Source organism: Aliinostoc sp. HNIBRCY26 (genome assembly GCF_050235535.1).
Taxonomy (GTDB): Bacteria; Cyanobacteriota; Cyanobacteriia; order Cyanobacteriales; family Nostocaceae; genus Trichormus.
In genome coordinates, this window is sequence record NZ_CP189852.1 from 1,669,258 (window position 1) to 1,693,519 (window position 24,262).

Annotated in this window: 18 protein-coding genes and 1 tRNA gene; 7 read left to right on the forward strand and 12 right to left on the reverse strand. The window is 38.9% G+C overall.

Going from position 1 to position 24,262, the window contains the following annotated elements; all coding sequences use genetic code 11:
• Positions 1–80: 80 nt before the first annotated feature.
• Positions 81–995 (forward strand): hypothetical protein, encoded by a 915-nt coding sequence (locus ACQFX9_RS06975; protein WP_427161331.1) that lies wholly within the window; start codon positions 81–83, stop codon positions 993–995.
• Positions 982–1,947 (forward strand): hypothetical protein, encoded by a 966-nt coding sequence (locus tag ACQFX9_RS06980; RefSeq protein ID WP_427161332.1) that lies wholly within the window; start codon positions 982–984, stop codon positions 1,945–1,947. Before ACQFX9_RS06975 ends, ACQFX9_RS06980 begins: the two co-directional genes overlap by 14 nt.
• Before the next feature lies 1 nt (position 1,948).
• Here ACQFX9_RS06980 and ACQFX9_RS06985 read toward each other — a convergent pair whose 3' ends face one another.
• Positions 1,949–3,166, reverse strand: a complete 1,218-nt coding sequence (locus ACQFX9_RS06985) for an acetate kinase (protein WP_427161333.1) — start codon at positions 3,164–3,166, stop codon at positions 1,949–1,951.
• Between the two features lie 100 nt (positions 3,167–3,266).
• On the opposite strand from ACQFX9_RS06985, the gene ACQFX9_RS06990 reads away from it, so the two are divergent.
• From ACQFX9_RS06990 to ftsH3, 3 genes are all read left to right on the forward strand, one after another.
• On the forward strand, positions 3,267–3,635 hold the full coding sequence (locus ACQFX9_RS06990; RefSeq protein WP_157943183.1) for a hypothetical protein: 369 nt from the start codon (positions 3,267–3,269) through the stop codon (positions 3,633–3,635).
• A gap of 185 nt (positions 3,636–3,820) precedes the next feature.
• Positions 3,821–4,609 carry an aminotransferase class IV gene (locus ACQFX9_RS06995; RefSeq protein ID WP_427161334.1) on the forward strand — a complete coding sequence of 263 codons (789 nt, stop codon included), beginning with the start codon at positions 3,821–3,823 and terminating at the stop codon, positions 4,607–4,609.
• 87 nt (positions 4,610–4,696) lie between these two features.
• Positions 4,697–6,538 carry an ATP-dependent zinc metalloprotease FtsH3 gene (ftsH3, locus tag ACQFX9_RS07000; RefSeq protein WP_103135874.1) on the forward strand — a complete coding sequence of 614 codons (1,842 nt, stop codon included), beginning with the start codon at positions 4,697–4,699 and terminating at the stop codon, positions 6,536–6,538.
• Between the two features lie 86 nt (positions 6,539–6,624).
• Here ftsH3 and ACQFX9_RS07005 read toward each other — a convergent pair whose 3' ends face one another.
• The 4 genes from ACQFX9_RS07005 to ACQFX9_RS07020 form a co-directional block, all read right to left on the reverse strand.
• Positions 6,625–7,005 carry a hypothetical protein gene (locus ACQFX9_RS07005; RefSeq protein ID WP_427161335.1) on the reverse strand — a complete coding sequence of 127 codons (381 nt, stop codon included), beginning with the start codon at positions 7,003–7,005 and terminating at the stop codon, positions 6,625–6,627.
• A 167-nt stretch (positions 7,006–7,172) separates the two neighbouring features.
• Positions 7,173–7,922, reverse strand: coding sequence for a Uma2 family endonuclease (locus tag ACQFX9_RS07010; protein WP_427161336.1), 750 nt, complete (start codon positions 7,920–7,922; stop codon positions 7,173–7,175).
• A gap of 75 nt (positions 7,923–7,997) precedes the next feature.
• Positions 7,998–9,569: a protein kinase domain-containing protein gene (locus ACQFX9_RS07015; RefSeq protein ID WP_427161337.1), complete on the reverse strand. Its 1,572-nt coding sequence runs from the start codon at positions 9,567–9,569 to the stop codon at positions 7,998–8,000.
• Between the two features lie 174 nt (positions 9,570–9,743).
• The gene (locus tag ACQFX9_RS07020) at positions 9,744–9,962 is read right to left on the reverse strand and encodes a hypothetical protein (protein WP_237991599.1); all 219 of its coding nucleotides are present in this window, start codon (positions 9,960–9,962) and stop codon (positions 9,744–9,746) included.
• A 311-nt stretch (positions 9,963–10,273) separates the two neighbouring features.
• Here ACQFX9_RS07020 and ACQFX9_RS07025 point away from each other — a divergent pair, with 311 nt between their 5' ends.
• Positions 10,274–11,872 carry an Hsp70 family protein gene (locus tag ACQFX9_RS07025; protein WP_427161338.1) on the forward strand — a complete coding sequence of 533 codons (1,599 nt, stop codon included), beginning with the start codon at positions 10,274–10,276 and terminating at the stop codon, positions 11,870–11,872.
• A gap of 302 nt (positions 11,873–12,174) precedes the next feature.
• Positions 12,175–12,246, forward strand: a tRNA-Gln gene (locus tag ACQFX9_RS07030).
• Positions 12,247–12,713: 467 nt separating this feature from the next.
• Here the strand turns inward: ACQFX9_RS07030 and ACQFX9_RS07035 are convergent.
• The 7 genes from ACQFX9_RS07035 to purD form a co-directional block, all read right to left on the reverse strand.
• Entirely contained in the window at positions 12,714–12,935 is a 222-nt protein-coding gene (locus ACQFX9_RS07035; protein WP_236140349.1) for a hypothetical protein, read from the reverse strand.
• 440 nt (positions 12,936–13,375) lie between these two features.
• Positions 13,376–13,843, reverse strand: a complete 468-nt coding sequence (locus ACQFX9_RS07040) for a hypothetical protein (protein ID WP_236140348.1) — start codon at positions 13,841–13,843, stop codon at positions 13,376–13,378.
• A 459-nt stretch (positions 13,844–14,302) separates the two neighbouring features.
• Positions 14,303–15,643 (reverse strand): hypothetical protein, encoded by a 1,341-nt coding sequence (locus tag ACQFX9_RS07045; RefSeq protein WP_427161339.1) that lies wholly within the window; start codon positions 15,641–15,643, stop codon positions 14,303–14,305.
• Positions 15,644–16,311: 668 nt separating this feature from the next.
• On the reverse strand, positions 16,312–18,852 hold the full coding sequence (locus ACQFX9_RS07050; protein ID WP_427161340.1) for a dynamin family protein: 2,541 nt from the start codon (positions 18,850–18,852) through the stop codon (positions 16,312–16,314).
• A 799-nt stretch (positions 18,853–19,651) separates the two neighbouring features.
• On the reverse strand, positions 19,652–20,338 hold the full coding sequence (locus ACQFX9_RS07055; RefSeq protein WP_427161341.1) for a peptidoglycan-binding domain-containing protein: 687 nt from the start codon (positions 20,336–20,338) through the stop codon (positions 19,652–19,654).
• Positions 20,339–20,750: 412 nt separating this feature from the next.
• Positions 20,751–22,685, reverse strand: a complete 1,935-nt coding sequence (nblS, locus tag ACQFX9_RS07060) for a two-component system sensor histidine kinase NblS (protein ID WP_427161342.1) — start codon at positions 22,683–22,685, stop codon at positions 20,751–20,753.
• A gap of 220 nt (positions 22,686–22,905) precedes the next feature.
• Entirely contained in the window at positions 22,906–24,192 is a 1,287-nt protein-coding gene (purD, locus tag ACQFX9_RS07065) for a phosphoribosylamine--glycine ligase (protein ID WP_427161343.1), read from the reverse strand.
• Positions 24,193–24,262 lie beyond the last annotated feature (70 nt).

Below are 24,262 nucleotides of genomic sequence, written 5' to 3' on the forward strand. Positions count from 1 at the left end.
GCTGTAGGTTAGTTTACTTGTGATGATCAAAGTAAACAATTACAAGAGAAGATTTTGCCAAGATTAAAGAGGTAGTCACTGTGGTTGATAGGACTCAAACTCAAGCTAAAAACAGTTTAACTAATCAAAATAGAGATAATCTGACCTCAGCAAATAAAACTTCTAGTACCGATGGGATTCAATCTCAAGCTAGAGGCTTATTAAATAAATTCGTATCTTCCGTACAGGTTTTAATTGAGGATATTACTGCTTTAGAAGTCAACACAATGGTGGTGAATAGAATCAATGGTACGAAATTTAGTGCATGGGAAGCCTATCAAAGTATCTACTCTATAAGTGATAAAGATTACTTTGAAGAAATGGAAATTCCTGCGGATGAAGAATTGCGCGATCGCTATAGGAGTTTATTCTCCCAATTGGAAAGAGAATACTTTCATATTCTAGTAGAAGCAGGGAATTATAAATCCAATAATTTGCAAAATGAAAAAGTCAAAATATATCATCAAAGGCTAAATTTATTAAAGGAAATTAGAAGAGGCAATATAGTTGAATCTGATCCTAGATATGTGGAGTTAGCTAGACCTATATTACCTGCTCCTGCACCAGTAATAGAAGATATCAATCAAGAAAATCAAACAAATTGGCAAGAAGAATGGCAGAGAAATTGTGATGAAATCCAATCTCTTTTTCAGAATGATAAATTTATGCGAACTCTGCGTAAAGTGATTGAACTGAAGGCGGCTTTAGATGGTGGTGATGTTACAAGCCCGAAAATTGATACAATTTATGCTCAAACAGTCATGCAGTTAGATGGCGATATTATTACTAGATATCACAGAGACTTATTCGATTTACCTGAAGATGCCAAAAATATCATCCTGCAAATTCATAATGAGGGAGTAGTTGCTGGGGAAAAACAGTGGCGGGGAATATTAGATTTCATGATTAACTTGGTAAAAAGTTTGGCGAACATATCTTCCAATGGGCAACGATAAGACACAAAAAAAAGTGCTTACTGATGTTAACCTGAGTTTTTCCTTGCAAATACCTCAAGGTCATAATGTAGAAATTAAATTCGATCAGTCTCAATGTAATTTCTATCTGAACCAGAAAGTTGTAGAGGAAATTCAAGCAGCTAAAAAACAAGGCATATCTTTAGAAGTACCTCCTACATTAATTATGTATCTTTGGTACTGTATTTGTTTACGCAGTAATTATGTTCCAGATATAAGACTGAAAAACAATAGTAGGAAAATTACTAACACTTACTTTGGTTTTTTACTCAATATTCTCAAAATATTGCGGAGTAAATATTTACAAAAAAAGCTAAATTTACAGATTAGCTCTACATTTAATTCTTATTATAAAGAAGATAAATTAACTGTTGACGATGCTCATGAAAATGACTGTATTTTACAGAGTATTGTCCTATTTAATGGGGATGTATTGCAGAAAGTTAAAGAGGATTTTCTTCTATATAACCCTCAATGTTCAATGGTGATTGCTGCCCATTATTGGTTGGTGGGACAATTACTCAATTCTTTAAGAAATCAGGTTAAATTGCTATTGTGGGAGTTATCTTCACTATTTCCTGCTGGTTTAGTAGTCAGTAAAATATCTTTGACTCATGGCATGAATTTAGTACAGAGAACGGTGTTATTTATTATTATTTGGTTAGCTATAGCTGTATTAATTTTTGCTTGTCGCTATTTTCTATTTCGGATACTAAAAAGAAATATTGCCATCAAATATCAATATCTGAACTGGATAGCATGGGTTATTAGTTGTTTAATTCCAGCGATCGCCATGATTTACACTCAAAATTTTCAGGCGATTATTGATACAATCTTCTTAGTGATTTCAGTCTGTATACCTCTACTCCTCCAGCCGATTTTACGTTTTATTTGGCCGAGACTAGGCAAAATAATTGTGCGTCGTTTTTTGTGAATCAGCGACTCTTGACTAATTCCCAACATTGTTGAGCGATCGCCCAATCTTCTTGAGTGTGAATTACTAACACTCGCACGGTAGAATCAGGAGTGGCGATATCTGCATCTACAGGTTGATTTTGGTTTTTCTCAGAGTCGATTTTTAAACCTAAAAACCCAAAACCTTCACAAACTGCTTGACGAATTGCAGCAGAGTTTTCACCAATACCAGCAGTAAAAATTAAGACATCTAAACCAGCCAAACTCGCCAACATAGCACCAATTTCAGCCTTGAGACGATGTACGTAAATATCCCAGGCTAGTTGAGCGCGTTTGTTACCTTGATTCATCGCTGTTATCACTGCGGGTAAATCACTAGATATACCAGAGATTCCCCTAAGTCCCGAAGCTTTATTTAAAGCATAATCCAGGCTTTCCGCCGAATCCCCACGTCTTAATAAGTAAATTAAAATACCTGGGTCTATGGAACCGCAACGGCTACCCATCATTAAACCATCTAGAGGCGTGAATCCCATAGTGGTGTCAATACTATGTCCATTAGCTACAGCCGCTAAAGAAGCACCATTACCGAGATGACAACTAATAATTCGTAAAGCCGCTAAATCTTGACCAAGGATTTGTGCTGCACGTTGAGAACAGTATTGATGACTGATTCCGTGGAAACCATAGCGGCGGATACCTTGCTCTACCCATTCATAGGGGCCGGGATAAATAGCAGCCGCATCTGGTAGAGTGGCGTGAAAACTGGTATCAAATACTGCGATTTGGGTAACATTGCCCAAGCTTTTTTCGATAGCATCTATCCCTGCTAAAGCTGCTGGATTGTGTGCTGGAGCTAGATTACAGAGGTCAGCGATCGCCTTTTTTACTTCCTCCGTAATAATAACACTATGGCGGTAACTTTGACCCCCATGTACTACTCGATGTCCCACCACATCAATTTCTGACAAATCACCAATGACTTGAGTTTTACCACTAGTGAGAGTCTGGAGCAGATAAGCAAATTGTGTCTGTCGAGAATCTCCAGCAATAGTTTCACGCAGTTTTTCACCCGTGGACTTCTCCACAACAATTTCTGCTCCACCTTGGTCTTGAGTCCAGTTAATTTTCCCCTCCCAAAGTGGTTGGGGTGCTTCCTGGAGAGGCGCATCATCAGGAATTTTATACAAACAACTTTTTTGGCTGCTAGAACCAGCATTCAAAACTAGAACTTTCATTACTTTTTGAGATTTGAGGTTTGTGAAGTACGAACTATATGCTTTCCCAATTTCAAGTATTTATTAAACTTATTACCGACAGTCAGGGAGAAGCAAAGACGTGAACCGTTTCCAGAAGCTATCTTCAATTGCGTTACTAGTATTAGCTTTTATCTATCCACCTGCAATAGTTGAAGCCAAAGAAAATACTCAAAATCATGTTTTCACAGAACAGAGTGTTGATGCAGAACCAAATTTAGTTGAAGGTAAAAGCGAAGAACTTTTGCTAGCTCACCGACCAAGATATAGAAGACATTATTATCGCCGTCGCTACAGACATCACCATTATTATCGAAGATCCCGTCATAGAAGACATTACTATCGCCGTCGCTACCGTCACGGACACTATTACGGCTACTATCGACATGGACAATGGCATCGTGTCCGCGATCATCATGGTAGATACCTGTATGACTGGTCAAGGTATTAGAAAATACGAAAAATTAGGCAAAATTTATCATTAAGCAGTTAGTGTTTGATGATTTTTCGTAGAAGTTCACACAAGTTTGCCTGTAGGGGTAGTAGTTTGTGGCTGCTACCTCTTTGTATTGGTACTCAAAAAATCAAAATTTAAAATTAAAATATTTAAAATTCGTCTAACTGCTTGCCTCCAGAATGTTTTGGTACAACGGTAGTTTAATTGACTCTCCCACTCTGCAATTAGATATTAATGATCCAGGGTTATTATATGGGGCAACGGTTTTTACAACTTTACGGGTGTACGAGAATTCACTTGCTAGTAGTTTAACTAACTGGCAAGCGCATTGCGATCGCCTACTTTTCTCCCTGCAAGCTTTCAATTGGGAACAACCAGACTGGAAACGCTTGCGCCAAGGTGCAGAGGCGATGTTAACTCATTTTCCTGTTCTCAGAATGACTATCTTTCCTGATGGTCGGGAATGGATAATTGGGAGATATTTACCGGAAAATCTTTCAGCAAAACAACATCATGGGGTAACTTGTGCTGTGGCTACTTCCCAGTGGTCTCGCAGTCTTCCTACCCATAAAACAGGTAATTACTTGGGTGCGTGGTTAGCTAAAACCAGCGTCTCAGCCCACGCCCAAGAAGCTATTCTTGTAGATCATACGGGTAATTGGCTAGAAACCAGCACAGGGAATCTTTGGGGATGGGGTAACGGTACTTGGTGGACACCGCCCTTAGAAATGGGTATATTACCAGGGATTAGTCGCCAGCATTTAATGAAATGGCTAACCCAGCAGCAACAGTTAGTGAGAGAAGTGGCTTGGACACCAGAATTCGTTCAAAGCTTAGAAGCGATCGCCTACACTAATAGTGTGGTGGAAATTCTCCCCATTCATACCGTTCATCAGCCCACAGGGTCGCTACAATATAATCCCTACCATCTATGCTTTCAGCAAATCAGGAGACTATTCTTAGCATGACAGAAGTATGATTTTGTTATACCTTAAGATAAGTTAACATAATTCTAATAATGCCCTACGCCCAAAAATACGGGAGGATCAACCTCAGTGAATAAAAGATGGAGAAATGCGGGGCTGTACGCGCTGCTATTTATTGTTGTAATTGCACTTGGCACAGCTTTCTTTGATAAAAGACCCGAAAGTCGGGAAACCTGGCGATATAGCCAGTTTATTCAAGAAGTAGAAAAAGGCAGAGTAGAAAGAGTTAGCCTCAGTGCAGACCGTTCCACAGCCTTAGTTACACCCAAATACGACCCTAATAAAAAACTTGTTACTTTAGTCAACGACCCAGAATTAATCAATACCCTCAGTTCCAAAGGCGTTGATATATCCGTTTTACCGCCAACCGACGAAGGTTTTTGGCTCAAAGCTTTAAGTAGCTTATTCCTCCCAGTATTACTGCTGGTTGGCTTATTCTTCCTACTGCGTCGCGCTCAAAATGGCCCTGGTAGCCAAGCTATGAACTTTGGTAAGTCCAAAGCGCGGGTGCAAATGGAGCCACAAACTCAAGTCACCTTTGGTGATGTTGCTGGTATTGACCAAGCCAAATTAGAACTAAACGAAGTTGTAGACTTTTTGAAAAATGCCGATCGCTTTACCGCCGTCGGTGCCAAAATTCCTAAAGGTGTACTATTAGTTGGGCCTCCCGGTACAGGTAAAACCCTCCTGGCGCGCGCAGTTGCTGGGGAAGCTGGTGTACCTTTCTTCTCCATCTCCGGTTCTGAATTCGTAGAAATGTTTGTGGGTGTGGGTGCTTCCCGTGTCCGCGACTTATTTGAACAAGCTAAAACCAATGCTCCCTGTATCGTCTTCATCGATGAAATTGACGCAGTAGGTCGTCAACGGGGTGCAGGTTTAGGTGGTGGTAACGATGAACGGGAACAAACCCTCAACCAGTTACTCACCGAAATGGATGGTTTTGAAGGTAACACCGGTATCATCATTATCGCTGCTACCAACCGTCCTGACGTATTAGACGCAGCCTTATTACGTCCCGGTCGTTTTGACCGTCAAGTCGTCGTAGACCGTCCCGACTACTCTGGACGTAGCGAAATCCTCAAAGTCCATGCCCGTGGTAAGACCCTAGCCAAAGACGTAGACTTAGATAAAATCGCTCGTCGTACCCCTGGCTTCACAGGTGCTGATTTATCCAACCTGCTCAACGAAGCCGCAATTCTAGCAGCTAGACGCAACTTAACCGAAATTTCGATGGATGAAATCAATGATGCCATCGATCGCGTCCTCGCAGGGCCAGAGAAGAAAGACCGCGTTATGAGCGAAAAGCGCAAAACCTTAGTAGCTTATCACGAAGCTGGTCACGCCTTAGTTGGTGCTTTAATGCCCGACTATGACCCAGTACAAAAAATCAGCATCATTCCCCGTGGTCGCGCCGGTGGTTTAACTTGGTTTACCCCCAGCGAAGACCGTATGGAAACTGGCTTATACAGCCGCGCTTATCTGGAAAATCAGATGGCTGTGGCTTTAGGTGGTCGGTTAGCAGAAGAAATTATCTTCGGTGAAGAAGAAGTCACCACAGGTGCTTCCAACGACTTACAACAAGTAGCGCGTGTAGCACGCCAAATGATTACCCGCTTCGGGATGAGTGATAAACTCGGCCCTGTAGCTCTTGGTCGTCAGCAAGGTAATATGTTCCTCGGTCGCGATATCATGTCTGAGCGTGATTTCTCCGAAGAAACTGCGGCTGCTATTGACGAAGAAGTGCGGAAATTAGTAGATACAGCCTACAGCCGCGCTAAAGAGGTGCTGGTAAGTAACCGCCACATCTTAGACCAAATCGCACAAATGCTGATTGATAAAGAAACAGTAGATGCGGATGAACTGCAAGAAATTTTGGCGAATAATGATGTGAGAACTGCTGCATTCGCTTAATTTCTCTTACTTGCAAATATAAAAATAGGGTGACTCTAAATTTTTCAGAGTTACCCTATTTTTATAATGATTTTGGGGTTAACGTGTCATCCTTGTGAATTTTCTTCTTGTATTTGTAAGAAAAATGCTTTTACTTCTTGGATATTGATATCTGCCCACCAACCTGAAATAACTTTTTTGTCATTAACATAAATGCTATTATTGGCAACTACAATTTGGCCGGGAGTGTAAGAATATACTTTCACTGTCATTCCCAATAGATTCCGCATCTGAATCTCATTTTGAGTAATCACAGCTACAGTGCGGGTTAACATTAATAAACTGACCAGTAAAAGTATTAAACCTGTAATTGTATTGAGCGAAAATCCCACTAATAATGATGTATACAGCATCAAAATACTACAAACTCCTATAAAAATAGGATATATTTTCTTATATTTGACCTCTAACTCTGATGGCTGATTCATACATAAGATTCCTACTTGATTTTTGAACAGATACGTAGACACGACAGTAGGTTGGGTTGACGTAAGGAAACCCAACAGGGATACTAGGTTTAGCGTCTAGCTTTCCTCAACCAAACCTACATTTAATACAGTATTTTAGTCTAGATACACAACTACATATACTGATGTTAGATTTCTTCAGGGTTGATACCTAAAGATAAAAGTCTTTCTGCTAATAATTGTACGCGTCTTTGAGCCTGTTCTTTTGCTAACCGTTCTTCGTCTAGCAGTTGTTGAGCTTCTTCTTTTTTTAAACGTTCTTGTTGAGCGCGTTCATCACCAGTCAGTAAAATATTACCTTCTTGGTCACACCAACGCAACCAAGTATCCTGTCTACCTTCAAATTCACCTGTCCAGAGAGTTACGCCTAAACCAACTTGTTCTAAAGATAATTCCTGAGTTTCTACATAGTATCTACCATGTAATCGATAAACACGGATGATCTCTTCTCCTAATTGTTGACTTGGGTCATATACTATGTAGTAAATCACTCGCATCTGTTCATAAATTCTCAGTTTTTTTCCTAATTCCTCACCTTCTTTATTAGAAACAATTTCAACTACTACCTCTGGGACTTTGCCAAACTTCCAAACTAGGTAGCAACGGTTTTGTTTTTCCCACCAGTTTTGCGGAATTTGAACATCAAAGCTAATAAATATATCGGGAACAATAGCGGGTTCACCATAAGTATGATAAACACCCACATTAGATTCAGCTAGAAATTGCTGATTTTGGCAAGAACTATACAGTGAACTGACTAAAAGACGTTGTTGTCTGGCAGATGCGAGATTATCCACAGGTGTATCATCTTCGGTAACTAGGAGATTGGCATCTGGTTCATCGCAATCATCAATATTGATTAAAGTTTGCTCAACCATGATTGTATGCACTTATGGAGACGATTATTTCTATATTAACGGCTAGATAGGAATTAATTAAATTTACTTAGTTAGTTAACGCTTTTTGATCACTACAGTACCGGCTATTAAATCATGTAAAGCTTGCTTTTTATTATGTAAACCGATAATGATAAAACCGATAAATAACCCTATAGTGGAAATAGTTTTCAACCAATAACGGAGGTTGGCCTTAAAAAATGAAATATCATTCCCATTGAGGTCAGTAACAGTAATACCTAAAAACATTTTGCCTATAGTTGCTTGTTGTTTAGAAAATGTTTCTAGAACTGTGAAGTAAAGCCAGCAGAGGATCACTGCTAACAATGTAGGAATGATATCTGGCCCACCTTCAGGTGAATAATTAGTTAAAATTGCTGTTAATAAAAATAAAACTCCTAACCCGCCAAATGTGCCACCGATGCTGGTAAAAAGACCACTAATACCAGCATTGTTAGCAGCAGCAGTGGTGCTGTAGGTATAGGCTGAATGTGAGAAATTGGGAAATGTCAATCCAAAAATGTAGCCTATGGAAGCTCCTAAAATAGACAGTATTAATAAATCAATGCAATAAGCGACAAAACGCTGCCAAAATCCGACATAGTTTAGAGAAACTGGTGTTTGAGAAATCGGTGTTTGATAAACTGGTGTTTGTTGATAATTATTCTGAGAATTAACCGGAACTTGAGCTTGTTTTTGGGAAAATTTAGGGTTAGAAGTACGATAGGTATTTTCTAATTGCGTAACAATGTTTAAAAGTTCTGCTGTGTCTTTCGGTCGATTCCCAGGAAATGGGGATACCAAATAATCAATTAAGTCTGCTAAACTTGGGGAGATTTCTGTGGTATTATCTCGCCAAATTAACTGCCCAGTGCGAGAATCTTCATGGAAACAATCAGGACTTTTACCTGTTAATAAATAAACGAAAGTCCGTCCCAAAGCAAAAAAATCTGACTGGGGAACAGCTTTCCCATTCATTTGTTCTGGTGGTGTATATCCTGTGGAAATAATGCCTGTGACTTGCTGTCCTGATACTTTGTGAATAAAGGTTTGTGTTACCTCTCTTGCTGTCCCGAAGTCAATTAATACTAACTGCCCATCAGGTCTTAGCATGATATTAGCTGGTTTAATATCACGATGAAAATATTGTTGTTGATGAACTTGATGGAGAATTTCTGCTAATTGTTTCAACCAACGAATAGCCGCCCGTTCGCCGATGGGTTGAAAGTTCCTCCGTGTGAGATATTCTTCTAAATTCATCCCCTCAATTTTTTCCATCACCAAGCAATGGAGGGGTTGTTGACTATTTCTGGGAAAATAAATGAAGTAGCCGTCTGATTCAACTTGTGGAATACCTGGATGCTGTAGCTGTTTTAAAACGTTGGCTTCCTGCTGAAATAGTTCCACTGCTTTTGGATGGTTGTTATGTAGCACCTTCAAAATTTTTTGCCGGCCATGATCCTCTACTTCGTAGATAGTACCGAAGCCACTAGGTTTATTGGGGTCACTAAGTAGACGAGCTGCGCGATAACACCCTTCCAAGAGTAGTTCTGAACCACAACTCTGGCAAAATAGGGCATCGTGCTTGTTTTCTGGTTTGAGGCAATTAGGGTTAATACAGTAGCTCATTGATAGCTACGGAAATGGGTATTTTATACCAATATACAATTCCTGTGAGCGATCGCTGCTACTTCAAGATAAATTTTTACGAGTATTAGGGGTATAGGGGTGTAAGGGTGTGGGGGTGTAGGGGTTTAACAATACTCAAACCCCTGAAAACCTGCTGCCCGGCTGGAATTTTGATTAAACTCTAGATGTTGGTTTTAAAAATAACCATGCCACAAAGAAAGTAGCGGCTGTAAATAATTGTGTCAAATCCAATGCAGATAGATAGCCATCGGCAAAGGAAGCGATACTGCGGTCTGTTATACCAAACACCCAAGAAGAAAGGCCAAACAGCCAAATACCATTCTTGAGATTACCTAGAAATTCCTGAGAGTCTGACTGTGGCTGATCTTTCATGCTCCCTTGCTCCTTTGCTAGAAAAATCACTGGTTTGTGAACAATGTTTGCTACCTTAAATTGCTGGAAACTCCTGACACTCGATTTATACCTATATTAATAAATATTTCACCAACTTGACAGCACTGCCAAAAGGTACATATCTAAATCTTGACATTCTGCCTTTAGTTCTGTTTACTCCACAGTGGTAAAAGCCAAACAAAAAGAAGTCGCAATTTCACATCTGCGCTTATGGTGGCTTATGGGACAATAGTTTCAATCAAAAAAGCTCTTTGCACCTTTGCGCCTTTGCGCGAAATAAAATTTAGACTATGGCGATCGCAATCGATTTTGGTACAAGTAACACAGTCATTGCCCGTTGGAATCCCGTCACCCAACAGCCCGAAACCCTGACCCTATCCGGCTTATCCATCCAACAAAGCCTCAACCCCCCACTAATTCCCAGCCTAGTATATGTAGAAGATGCCACCCAAAGTAAAATCATAGTAGGGCAACAAGTACGCGATCGCGGTCTTGACCTCAAAAGCGACACCAGATTTTTCCGCAGCTTCAAACGGGGAATCGGTTCAGATATCCAAGGTTTCCTCCCAGAACTCGACGGACAAACCATCACCTTTGAACAAATAGGACAATGGTTTCTCACCCAAGTCATTGAACAACTCGCACCCCAAGAAGGTGGGTTAGATTCCCTAGTCTTAACCGTCCCCGTAGATAGCTTTGAAGCCTATCGCTATTGGCTAGGTAAAGTATGCCTTGCCTTACCCGTCGAACAGGTGCGGATGCTAGACGAACCCACAGCCGCCGCTTTAGGCTATGGTTTAGGGGAAGCAGAAAATTTGTTAGTGATTGATTTCGGTGGCGGTACTTTAGATTTATCCTTAGTGCAGTTAAATAAAACTAGTCAAGCCAACACTAAACCCGTAGGTTTTCTCCTCAAGTGGGGGAATAAATCCTTAGCAGAAGACTCCAAACAAAAAATCAAAACCGCCCGTGTGTTAGCTAAAGCCGGGCAGAATTTAGGCGGTACAGATATTGATAATTGGTTGGTAGATTATTTTGCCAAAAACCAAGGTTTAGCCGTTAGTCCCTTAACCATCAGACTAGCCGAGAAAGTCAAAATTCAATTATCTAGCCAAAACCAAGCCAGCGAAGTTTATTTTGATGATGAAACCTTTGAAACTTACGAATTAGAATTAAACCGCGACACCTTAGAAAATATTCTCAAAGAACACGCCTTTTTTGAGCAATTAGATGAGTCGATGACGAATCTATTGCAACAAGCACGCCGCCAAGGCATTGAATTGGCGGATATTAACGCCGTGTTGTTAGTAGGTGGTACTGTACAACTACCAGCAGTGCAGACATGGGTAAGGCAATATTTCCCGTCCGAAAAGATTCGTTGTGAACGTCCCTTTGAAGCGATCGCTCAAGGGGCATTGCAACTATCCCAAGGGGTAGAAATCAAAGACTTTCTCTATCATAGTTATGGTGTGCGGTATTGGGATCGCCGTAACCAACGCCATAATTGGCACCCGATTATTAAAGCCGGACAAGCCTACCCCATGACTCAGCCTGTGGAATTATACTTGGGTGCTTCTTTGGAGAATCAGCCCAGTATTGAGTTAATTATTGGTGAACTCGGTGCGGAAACAGGCGGGACAGAAGTATATTTTGATGGCGATCGCTTAATTACCCGTCGTTTAGATAGCGGTGTCACCAGCGTTAAACCCTTGAATGATCAAGAAGGTGCCAGAACCATCGCCCAACTCACACCCCCAGGTTTTCCGGGGAGCGATCGTATTAAAATTTTATTTCAGGTTGATCAGCAAAGGTTTTTACGCATCACCGTTGAGGATCTATTAACCAGTGAAAGCCTCTTAGAAAATCAACTCGTCGCCCAGTTGAGTTAAAAAACACCACAGTACATCTCCAGACATTAGTTTTTCACCCAGCTAGCCTACACTGGTAGCGGATTCCTTTGCAGGGATGTTTTTTCAATTCCTGCATAATTTATACCAAACTGAAGCAGGCAGTATTGTTACAAGATTCTGAAATCTGTTCCGAATCTAGACTTTTAATCCAAAATCCAAAATCTAAAATCCAAAATTAACATTAGCCCCTGATTTTGATGCCATCATTTCTCAGAAAAATTCTCTTAAGACTACTTGACACAACCAAGGGATAACCTGCTATATTAATAAAGTCGAAACGTTGGGGCGTCGCCAAGTGGTAAGGCAGCGGGTTTTGGTCCCGCCATCCCTAGGTTCGAATCCTAGCGCCCCAGTTTAATCTAACTTCCCTAAGTTGGCTATCGTACCTGTTCTTAATATAGATATAGGTTTGTAACTGAACAGAGTACAGACCAAGTTTAAACTAAACCAATGTAGATATCTCCGATCAGATAAACTCAAAAACAACAGATCCAGACCTACATATTTAGATATAAAAAATTAGCTAACTGCCTACTCTTATAATTTTAATACGTGTTCAGGTATTTTGCGCCAGACCCAGAAAATTAAGTTTGAAATAAAAGCAAAGACAAAAAATAGCCTTGGTAGCTGTAGCTATGCTCTACATAGCAAACCAAGACTCTAAGTAATGATAAATTATGGGTACCAAATTGAGAGAGAGGTATTGTTTTTGAAACTTCTGGGATAGCTTATGAATATCGGCTTTCAAGCCAAAATTGGTATGATTTGCTTTAATTTAGCCATCTTTCTTTAGGTTCAATTAATGTTGATAAACTTATAGCTATGGAACTTGATCATTAACTATATTAGAGTTGCCGTATAAAGGAATACTTTGTTCTATTACTTTATTACGTATTTGCTGGAGACGTTTTTCCAATCCAGGTTTACTGTTAATATCTTGCCAATAAAGAAAATCCATAAAGTCTAACACTTGTTTTTGTTTATCTTGTGTAAGAGATACCCACTTTTTTAATAGTTCCTGTTCTGAAATCATCAGCCGCATCCACATTATTCTTGAATTATTGCACCTTGATAAAAATTCTGTCACAATTTTCACTCTATTATTCAGAGCTTACTTGTAACAGATTTTTGGGAACTAGAGTCATTATCAGGTATTTTACCTGAAATTGGGGATTATATTACCACTATTGATAGCCAGCTAAAATTACGTCAATTTTAGTGGCACTATAGAAATATAAATCAATTCTCTTGTTAATTTTCACTTGGATGATATCAGCAATCTTATGATTGCATAAAACTGCATAAAGTTTATTTGACTATTATATTAATGTGAATTATAAAATTATAACTTTTGTATCTCAACCTATATAAAAATGTGCCGATTATCTGTTATTTAAAACGCATTACCATCACATTCTGATGGAATGATCATGAATAGGATTTTATGATAAATGCCCAACAGTCTGGCAATTAAAATATTTTCTAAAAGCGACTTTTATCGTACTTATCTTTAGCAATTACTTTAGTCAAACTCTCAACTTTAGCTCTATGACATAGTGCAAGCCGTTTGCGACAATAGCCAGATTGAGATATACGTAATTTTCTGGCGGTTGTTAATTTAGGTTTTACAAATCTTGAAGCATCTGTAACTGTATGATGGTTATCACTAGTAGGACTGTGATTTGTAGAAACAGCATACATATTTTTAGTTGTTTCTTCTGATACTTGCAGTTCAACTTGATGCTTAGTTACATCGAAGCTTTTTGGTAAAGATTTTTGGTGTGGCGATTGCTGAGTTCTATGAACTGCTGCACCTAAGCCAAACATTCCTGCGCCGATCGCAAGCATAGTGTATCTGCCAAGGTATTGAACTGCCAAGTATCCACAACTTACCGCAGCGACTGTTAAAATAATACCTGCACAGGTATTTTTCCATATATATTTTTTCATGCGGCCTCCCCAAAACTTTGCGGATACATTGTTGGCTAACTTTGTTCAGAAATATTTTCTGCATTAATGGACATATAGATAACTTTCAACTCAATCATCTAAACTTTTATCAAGTATTGTGAAAATTGGTTGAGATTACTTTAGTTTATTACATACCACGAACAAAATCTCGCCAGCCTCTTTTACCCTACGATCTAATTCAGCCTCTGCACTAAAACCATTATCTACTTCACCCCCCGTTTTACTGTTGAAAAGTAACTTTTCTCAATGAATCAACTCTCAAATGAAACGCTATTATGACATAATTAATTTTCCTCACTGATTTAATTAATTATTAAGGTGTTATTTAGAGATTGAGGTAGTAGTAATAAAGCCTGTTTTGCCATCTTTAATAGTCAAAAATTTGATTCATAACTATCTACCTCACTAACTTTCAAACTCTTCTAATTGCTTAGAGAATTATGCTATAATTGTCTCTAATGTCTCTTCTGTATTTGTCTCATCCCTCACCTTGAAATAATAGTAAAGATTGGCAACAGTGAGATGAGATGCCTGTTGCAAATTCTTAGGAACTAATATTTTGTGACCTGTAACATGGGCTTGTTGGTTGATATAAACCTCATATTCTTGACGTAAAACAGGCTTGAACATAAATATCAGTTGATCCAACAGAGAATAAAAATGAGACTTTTCTGCTAAATCTTCATAGGCTATTTGTTCGGGTGGCAATGATGTATCAGTCGCAGATTGATTACTATTCCAGCACTCTGTAAACTCTGAACTGTTACTATTATTGCTAGCTAAAAGTTCCAATTCTTTAGCTGTCAATGAACGTATCCAATCAATTCGCGCCTGCCATATCTCCAAAATCGCTAAATCGTGTTTACAAATGCGACTTATTTCGGGAAAGAGAAAATTAAGCTCGTCGTATGATTCACAATTGCTAATTACTGTACAGGTATGTTCTTTGATTTGATCCCGTAGATGAGACAGGCGATCGCTCACAGCTACCATCTCATTTTGCAATTGATATGTGATAACAATTGCTTGTTCAACTGCCCAAGCACATTCAAGTCTGCGGAGTTGACCTGGTGCAGAAGTTTGCTCTAATAGCTGAGGACTCATATAATAAGCTAAGACCTCAAGCAAAATTTCTCTAGCACTATCGATTTCAGCGTTTCTCTGATGACTGTCTCGCGATTTTAATGCTGAGTGTAAAAGATTAAGTGCCTTGAGTAACAGTGTATATGCTTTTACTAGAACTAGACGATGCTTGTCAAATTCAATATTTTCGGCTACTTCTTTGACAATTTGCCGCACTTCTATTCCTTGGTATTTGAAAGCTTGTTGCAAATCAATTAAGCCGTCTTTGACTTCTAGTCGCACTTGCTCAACTTCTTTTTTGAGTTTGAGTATCTGTTGCAAATTGACTGCTTCTAATGCCACATTTGATGTCTTACTCAACTCAATCATCGCTGTAGTTGTTTGCAAAACTTCTACATTTATTCGCAGTGACTGTAAGCCAGTTTGTAAAAGAATATTCTGCTGATTTCTTGCATAGAAAGCTTGATGCTTTTGTACGATGTTTGCCCCTAAAATTGCTCCTGTCATGAGTAATTGAATTGGTACAGTCAATGGAGATAAGGGACAACTATCCACTAAAGCACCAATAGCAGGAGCAAACAAGCCTTCATCTGCGGTGTCACGTACTATGCCAATGGAAATTCCATTACTAAGTATTTCTACGTGTTTACCAGCTGCAAGACTAGCTTTAATAGATGGTGTAAATTCAAACAGCATACTTTACTCTGTAAAAAGGTAGATATTGCACCTAAACGGACGAACCCTGAAGAAGCAAGCAGTATAAAACTACGACAATAGATTCATAAAATAGTCATTCATACAAATAAATACCTCCGTATTACTACTAGATTAACGTCATTTCTACTTAATATATAGAGGCTTCTGCCAATTTAATTTGAAATTATGTTTAATCTCAATTCACAATGAACTAACATTAGCTACGTTGCTACAGCCTTGCGTAGAGAAGAGCGCAATTCGTAATTTTCCCTGGTTAAAGTCTAAAAAACTATTATTAAACGTAGATTTAGCTTGCTTTCCGTAGAATACTCAGATAAATTTGCACCTCAACAGACGAGAAACCGCTATATGTTTCAAGATTTTAGTAAATTGGTATTCAATGATATGAAATGTGTTTTAAGAAATAGCGATCAGAATACTTATTCGTACTTAAAAATTAGCAGTTGTTTTGTGTATTTGTACAGATATTAAAATTTACTAAAATATGTAACAATAAGCATATGATTAGAAAACATGACAATTCTATACACATAAAATTGTCAAACTAGACAGTGCCATACTGAGGAAATACTGAGGACTCAGTACATATTTTACTTCTAGTTTCTTGTTCCCTGTCTTTCCGTAACCCTCCAGGTAAGCAACGCCAGTTAATCATATTCTCTCTTAATAATTACTTTATTAATTACTTCTGAATTCCAAGCAGCAATATCTGTGCTGATTTTGTTGCTTATCTCCTCAAGTTCCTGACACTTGTTCATAATCCAAGATTTAGTTGCATAATGTTGTTCTAGCATTTCTTGATGCGATCGCTCTTGCTGTTCCAAGATTTTTTCATACACAGATATAGCTCCTTCAATCACTCGACTCACTGCTTCGACTTTAGTATCAAAAAATCTTTCAATATTTTCCTGGAGTTTTTCATATATTTTATCGATTGATTCGTCAAATTTTTGAAATCCTATTTCTAGAACAGATGTTTTAATTTGACTATGCAATCTATCACTATCTAACATCCTAGAGCCAAAAGAACTGGCAATTACGGAAGTGATATTAGCTAAAGCAACTGGGATAAATCCAATTCCTGTGAATACTAGTACCTCTTCTTTTAATGCAGCACTAAAATCAATACTATCTAACTCAATTAATTGATCAGTAATATCATTAATCGAAAGTTTCAGTTCTTCACTGAATGTGGTGTTACTTCTGATGTCTAATAAGTTAAATTCTGATTGAATGGCTTCTAACTCATACTTGATGTTGATATTCAGGTTTTGTAAGTTCTCTTTGAGGACTACATTTTTCAGATGAGTATTCACCCATTCATCAACTTCATGGGATAAGTCTCTGACAAAACATTGAATATAGTCACGAATTAACTTATCCTGATTCCAGAGAAGTCTATGTTCAGAATGCCAATGCTCACTTCTAAATACCATGCGTTCATCTAAACCTTCATACCACTCATTCCAAGAAACACTAGCTTTTTCCAGTGCTTGTTCTATGAGTTGAATTGTTAACAAACATATTTTGACATCCCGTCCGCTAAACTCTCCAATTCTTTCTAAAACTTTGTGCTTTTCATCTTCTGCAATATTAATTTCCGATTCCAGATCATCTTTAAAGTGCTGGAGTTGATCAGTGATCTCTTGAATTATTTTATTTAGTTTGTCAGACACTTGATAAAGTTTTAGTCCTCCCCTTTCCAGCATTAAAAACCTTTCAATTGATTTAATAAAATTGTCAAAATCTTCTTGATATTCATCTTCGGCGTTATTTAAAATTGCATTGAGTGCGGTTTGGGCTGAAAGGAAGTGAACACGGTTTTTTCCTGTAATTATCGGGTGATCACCTTCAACTAAATTAAAAATCCTCTTCTTAATTTGCTCACGACCTTTTTCTGTACGCACTAAATCCATAAAATTGCCTATAATGAATAAGTTATTGGCAGGTTCTTTATCTTTACCCCCGTTGAGTTTGATTCGCAATTGATTCAACAACTCACGCTCACCTTGCGTTAGCGATCGCGAAGCATTAGTCACAAAAATAGCAGCATCAATATCGTGAAGTAACTTTTGAGTAATGGCTGTAAGTTCGGGATTTTCATTCAAACCAGGGGAATCAATTATTTCTACACCACTATTACATAATGTCAAATTTGGATGTTCAACAATGATATCCTCAATAGTAGATTGTATTAATTCTTCGTTGAGCGAACCAATTGCAGCCTCTTCAGAAATACTCGCTTGCTGTCTATACTCCTCAAATGGTATTTCCTCTTCTCTTCCATCTTTATAACGACAGACTACCCGCTTTCTCTCCCCATACTTTAAGACAACGACCGTACCACTACAAGGAATCTCTCGCATCGGTTGAATTTCTTCACCCAATAAAGCATTGAGTAAAGTTGATTTTCCTTGGCTAAATTCACCAACAACTGCTAGTCTAAATTTATGTGATCTAACTCTTTCTAAGACTTCCCTAGCTTTATCAACTAATTTATCTGAGTCATTAGATAAAAAACCCCGTTGATTACAAGTTTGAATTATCTGCAAAACTTGATGACAATAATTCTCTAAATGTTTACTAAATTCTTGGAAATTCTTCAACCCCTCATAATAGACATAAACACGAGGGTTACTTACTTGTGTGTTAGAATTAGCAGATAAATTGATTAAATCTTCAGAGGGTAATTGCAGAGATGCTATAGGATTTAATGCTTGGAAATGTGATGGATTGAGTAAATCATCTACTTCGTTCAAAACCTCTATATCAAAATTATCTGGTGGTTTAAATGCTGATGCTAACACCGCCAAATGTTGTGGTTTAACGTCTAAATATTGAGCTACAATTTCCAAGTATCTCTGCTCACGTAACCCCATTCTGCCATTAATTGTAGACATTTCATAGCCAAAGCCAATTAACAATAATCTTTCTGCTTTTGATAGGGGATGAGTGATAGCTAATAATTCGTTAAACTTGCGATAAAGCTGATATTTCCTAATTCCTTTAATCATTAAATGGGTTAATTTACGGATGTCACTTTCTGGTGTGCTAAAGCGATATAATAGTTCAACTAATCTTTGTTTTTCTTTCTCGGTAACAGAACCATCAATTAGGATTACTCCTAACAAGACAACAATCAAATTAGCTAAAAATAAAACTGGAGGAGTAACATCTTTTTGTGTCATTTTTTGTCCAGTAATATTTGACAAAAAATTAACCACCTGATTCCCAATCAATGATGTATCCATAAATAATTGTCAGCCACTACATTTATTGAATATTGTTTTTAAGTTTAAGCTTAATAGCAGAAGAATTATCGCATAAAATGGGAGTTATTCCTCATATCTATCTACTCATCATCGATTATGCTTTTTTGAGGTGTTTCTTATGTTTAATTAAGTATGGTTTCATATTTATAAAGTCAGTTTTATTTTTCGCAAGTATAACAACATCTAAATTTATAATACAGAAAATGACGGCTTAATACTTTTTTAAGGTCAAGTAGTAGCACCATATAATAATTAAATATAGATTTTTCTTATGTTAATTATCAATAAAACTTACTTTATTTCAGATGCAGACCAACGAAAAATCTCTTACTAATTTCGTTAGTTGCATATACTAGGTTAATATTTATTTTTTAATAACAAGACTATTAGGTAAGTATTCTTGCCTAAAAAACTTGTGTGATCACAATATAGGAATACTAAAGAAGAGTATATCTACGTAGTGCTGAGAATGTAGCGAATTTCTGTAGAATTGGCAAGAGGGGAGTAACCCCTCATTGAATTTCTGCACCCTCAAATGTTCCCTTCTTAAAACTTGCGTCCATAATGATATAGGTTTATGCACCTTGATTGTTGCGACAAAATCATATTTCAGATTATCTTTGAACTAGTCACAGACTGGAAAGTAGTGTGGTTAATGTTTGATGTTTGAGTATAGTTAGTCAGCAGAGGTAATTTTCCCATGTAGTATATTGGCTCATTGGCTGTACATGGACAGATATTGCCAAGTTTTAGACCCTACTATGCCATCAACCTTTAAATTATGTTTTGCTTGAAAAGCTTTAACAGCACTCTCTGTTAAGGCACCGAAATTACCATCTACTCCCACATAATAGCCGTTAGCCATTAATAGGCGTTGTAATACTTTCACCGCTACACCCGAATGTCTAAAACGTAAATTAGGTAATGGGTAACGGCTGAAGCTTGGAGAACTGACAAAAGCAAGGTCATCTCCTCTGTTTTGCTGATTTGTTAACTTTCGTCTATTGAGTAAACTGGCTTTCGGCAATTTGTTGGGAATAAGTTTATCTCTGCGCTGTTGAACTATTAAGCTCGTTCTAGCAGGAACATTATCTTTGAGAGATTTAACAGCAGAGGATTTGGTGATTTGATTCAAGTTTTTGGGAAGTCTTTGCTTAACTCTGGTTAAGCGACTTTTTTGAGGTTTAGGCTTATGTGCTAATGAATTCCTTGGGACATGGCTACTGGGTGACACATATCTAGGCGCAATAGCTTGCGCTTGTGCAGTTAGTTGAAACGGTGGATTTGGTATCACTTCCTGCATATTTTGTTCCGACTGAATTATCGGCGGATTGATCACTGGAGCAGCCGATGGTTGCTTCGTCATTAACACGCTTGTCATCAGCATTGCAATATCACTCATTTGACTGATTACCTAAATGTTGACTATGAAGAAAAATGCTAATTATACAAAATTACAAAAGCAATATATCTAGACATCCGATGCTAAATAGCTAATGCTTAAGTAATAGAGCCATTATATGCGTAATTTTATGAGTGTAAATTAATTCACGATTTTATGGGTTGCAATTAAATATTTAAGTAAATCGGTGACAATAAATGCAACTATATTAACTAATGTAAAGTTAATTAAATCTATTTCGTAATTGCTTTATAGGCTTTCTTACCCTAGTGAAGTACAAACCACAATAGCTAAATGCAGATGTAGCTTGCTTCACCGTAGTAGTAGCCACAGGGTAAACAGATAAACGCGGATAAATTTGTACCTAAACAGACTAGGAAAAGCCATAAAGCTGATTAATACTTACTATTGATTAGCTGACATTTGTAGGCTCAACTTCTGGCTTTGGTGTTTCTACTTCAAATAGAGTTAAATCAAACCAAAAAGTAGTACCCACACCAACTTCGCTCACCAAATTTACTTTACTGCGGTGTCTTTCGATGATATTTCTCACAATGGAAAGACCCAAACCTGTACCTTCTAAGGTGTGAACGCGGTTTTCCACACGGAAGAAACGGTCAAAAATTGCCTGTTGATCTTCTGGGGCGATACCAATACCTGTATCAGACACTTCTACACGCACTTGTGGGGATTGATTGGGTAGTAAAGCATAAGTATCTAGTTGATATGCACGGATGGTAACTTTACCGCCGGCGGAGGTAAACTTGAGTGCGTTGCCCACCAAATTCGCTAAAACTTGTAGTAACAAATCATAATTTCCCGTAACTAGGGGCAATTGGGGAGCAACTTCTTGTGATATTTCAATTCCTTTGTCTTTGGCGTTGAGTTGGTATGTCCGCAGAGTTTGTTCGATCGCCTGGGCTAAGTCTACACCATAGAAGTTATAAGTCTTACCAGATTCTAGCTTCGATAAATCCAAAACATCATTAACTAAGCGAGTTAAGCGATCGGTTTCATGGTTAACTGTTTGCAGGAATTCCCGTTTTTCTTCTGCACTTAAATCTTCACCGTAATCATGTAGGGTTTCAATAAACGATTTGATATTAAATAAGGGCGTTCGCAGTTCGTGGGAAACGTTGCTAATAAATTGGCTTTTAGCTTCATTGAGTTCTACTTCACGGGTAATATCCTGCACAGTAATGGCAATACCTTTAATACTCTCCCGTTGCAAATTGAGAACAGTAGTTAGGAGAATGCGGATAGTGCGCTTAATGGGTTGATTTAAAGCCAAACGAAACTCCGCACTTTCACATTCACCTGTGGCCATTTGGTATAAAGGCTTAGTGATTTCCATTTGCACGGTTGGGGGCAAATGATGTAAGACATTATTGCCTACAACATCCTCGCTACCTTCCCAACCAAAGATACGCCGTGCTGTGGGGTTGACTAAAATCACCTGCATATTATTGTCAATTAAGACAGCACCATCAGCGATTGTAGAGACGAGAGTTTCCAGTTTGGCTTTTTCGGCTGTTAGTTCCTCAATATTTTGTTCTTCGTAGCGTTCTAGCCGTTCCGCCATTTCATTAAAGTTAAAAATTAGCTCCCCTAATTCACCACCCAAAGGTAAATCAATACGCTGTTTAAAGTTACCGGCGGCAATTTGTTTTACCCCCACCAATAGTTCTTTAATGGGTTTAGTGATAGTTAAAGCGTTGATCACTCCAGCCAAAATTACCATTACCCAAATCGTGATAAACACGGCAATGGTAACATCACGGGTAAAATTGGTAGAGATAACGGCTATTTGATTGGGGTTGATACCAATTGCTAATACACCGTAATATTTTTTATTAACAATTAGCGGGATAAATACATCGGTCACAACTCCGTCAGGAGTCATGTGTTGCCGCACCATTGGCTTATCGCTTTCCTCTGGGTAATCTTCTGGTAGTTCAATACGCCTTTCAATAGTTAGCGAATTTTCTACTTCAGGTTCCCAAAAGGGAATCCCAAAGTAAATCTTGCCAGTTTCATCCGCGTAGAGCATATAGCGGATGCTAGAGGTACTGCTATAGAAGCGTTGAGAAAATTTAGCCACCTCTGTGAGATTATGGTCAGCTACTAAAGGAGTGATGTTAGCAGCTAGTAGCAGTCCCAAATCCCGTCCAAAGCGGGTATCATTCATGCGAGCATCTTGCTGAATGGTATTTACCGCCCAGAAAGTGAGACCACTCATGACCAAAGAGACTACCAAAGTAGCCACAGCCAAAAGTTTAGTTTGAAGTGTGAACTCTGACCACCAATTGGCGATCGCTTCTCGGATTGTTTTTAACAGCGACAGCATTGCAAATAAAGTTGTTAGTAGTTTCGGTTATCAACCCCAACAACTAAAAAATTAACAGTTTATTCGACAAATATGCTAATTCGGGGATTGGGGATTGGGGATTGGGGATTGGGGATTGGGAATTGGGGATTGGGAACAAGGTAGAATTGATTTCCTAACTATCAGCATTGGCTAAACGCTGCGCTACCGCTAACAACACTCATTACTCATTACTCATTACTCAGCACTCACCACTCACCACTCTATGACCAATATCCCTACGGTAGTACATTCCGTCAAATTTTATTGATTCTAGACCTTCGTAGGCTTTGGCTAGGGCTTGCTGGAAGTTTTCGCCTGTAGCTGTCACGTTTAAGACTCGGCCGCCATCTGTGACGATTTGTTGTTGTTCGTTTAATTTTGTGCCGGCGTGAAAGACTGTGACTCCTTTGGTTTCGGCTTCTGCAATTCCGGTGATTACTTTGCCTTTTTCATAGTCCCCTGGATAACCGCCGGAAGCTACTACTACTGTGGCAGATGCGCCTTCATGCCATGCTAAGGCGGGTAATTCGCTCAAACGCTGCTCGACGCAAGCTAAAATCAATTCCTCTAGGGGTGTAGCTAAGAGTGGTAGGATGACTTGGGTTTCAGGATCACCGAAGCGACAGTTAAATTCTAGAACCTTAAAGTTGCCATCGGGTGAAATCATCAAGCCGGCGTAGAGAATACCACGATAATCGATACCTTGGGATTTTAAAGCCGCGATCGCTCTTTCTAAAACTTCCGTTTGCACCCTAGCCATAATTTCTGGCGTAGCGATGGGTGCTGGGGCATACGCGCCCATGCCACCTGTATTTTCGCCTGTATCCCCCTCACCGATGCGTTTGTGGTCTTGGGCGGGCAATAAGGGGCGAATGGTGATGCCATCTGTCACGGCTAACACCGAAACTTCCTGCCCAATTAAACATTCTTCAATGACGATAAATTCCCCAGCACTGCCAAACTGCCCTTGAAAGATGGTGTCAATGGCGTTTTCTGCCTCTTCTACGGTAGTAGCAACAATTACACCCTTCCCGGCTGCCAAACCATCTGCTTTGACGACTATCGGCGCACCTTGAGCTTGGACATAGGATTTTGCGGCTGTTGCCTCAGTAAATACCGCAGCCTTAGCAGTAGGAATTCCTGCTGCTTGCATCAGAGCTTTTGCCCAAGCTTTACTCGCTTCAATTTTGGCACCAGTTCTTGTAGGGCCAAATACCTTTAATCCTTTTGCTTGTAAGTAGTCAGTAATGCCTTTAGCTAAGGGTACTTCCGGCCCTACCACCACCAGTGCAATCCCGTGATCTAGGGCGTATTTACTGATACCCTCAAAATCATCCACTGCCAAGGGGATATTTTGACAACGTGCCATAGTGGCTGTACCACCATTACCTGGTACACATACTACCTGATCAACTTGGGGCGATCGCAACAATTTCCAAGCCAGCGCGTGTTCGCGTCCGCCATTCCCTACAACTAAAACTTTCACTGATTTCCTCTTGCGTCCCTTGAGAGTAAGAATGCCTGATGGCTGCGGATCAATTTTTCACCAATTCTTA

Bases quoted from the DNA above. Each gene is read 5' to 3' on its own strand.
- ACQFX9_RS06980 (WP_427161332.1), top strand. From the start codon at position 982: ATGGGCAACGATAAGACACAAAAAAAAGTGCTTACTGATGTTAACCTG.
- ACQFX9_RS06985 (WP_427161333.1), bottom strand. From the start codon at position 3,166: ATGAAAGTTCTAGTTTTGAATGCTGGTTCTAGCAGCCAAAAAAGTTGT.
- ACQFX9_RS06995 (WP_427161334.1), top strand. From the start codon at position 3,821: ATGTTTTGGTACAACGGTAGTTTAATTGACTCTCCCACTCTGCAATTA.
- ACQFX9_RS07005 (WP_427161335.1), bottom strand. From the start codon at position 7,005: ATGAATCAGCCATCAGAGTTAGAGGTCAAATATAAGAAAATATATCCT.
- ACQFX9_RS07010 (WP_427161336.1), bottom strand. From the start codon at position 7,922: ATGGTTGAGCAAACTTTAATCAATATTGATGATTGCGATGAACCAGAT.
- ACQFX9_RS07015 (WP_427161337.1), bottom strand. From the start codon at position 9,569: ATGAGCTACTGTATTAACCCTAATTGCCTCAAACCAGAAAACAAGCAC.
- ACQFX9_RS07020 (WP_237991599.1), bottom strand. From the start codon at position 9,962: ATGAAAGATCAGCCACAGTCAGACTCTCAGGAATTTCTAGGTAATCTC.
- ACQFX9_RS07025 (WP_427161338.1), top strand. From the start codon at position 10,274: ATGGCGATCGCAATCGATTTTGGTACAAGTAACACAGTCATTGCCCGT.
- ACQFX9_RS07035 (WP_236140349.1), bottom strand. From the start codon at position 12,935: ATGCGGCTGATGATTTCAGAACAGGAACTATTAAAAAAGTGGGTATCT.
- ACQFX9_RS07040 (WP_236140348.1), bottom strand. From the start codon at position 13,843: ATGAAAAAATATATATGGAAAAATACCTGTGCAGGTATTATTTTAACA.
- ACQFX9_RS07045 (WP_427161339.1), bottom strand. From the start codon at position 15,643: ATGCTGTTTGAATTTACACCATCTATTAAAGCTAGTCTTGCAGCTGGT.
- ACQFX9_RS07050 (WP_427161340.1), bottom strand. From the start codon at position 18,852: ATGACACAAAAAGATGTTACTCCTCCAGTTTTATTTTTAGCTAATTTG.
- ACQFX9_RS07055 (WP_427161341.1), bottom strand. From the start codon at position 20,338: ATGAGTGATATTGCAATGCTGATGACAAGCGTGTTAATGACGAAGCAA.
- nblS (WP_427161342.1), bottom strand. From the start codon at position 22,685: ATGCTGTCGCTGTTAAAAACAATCCGAGAAGCGATCGCCAATTGGTGG.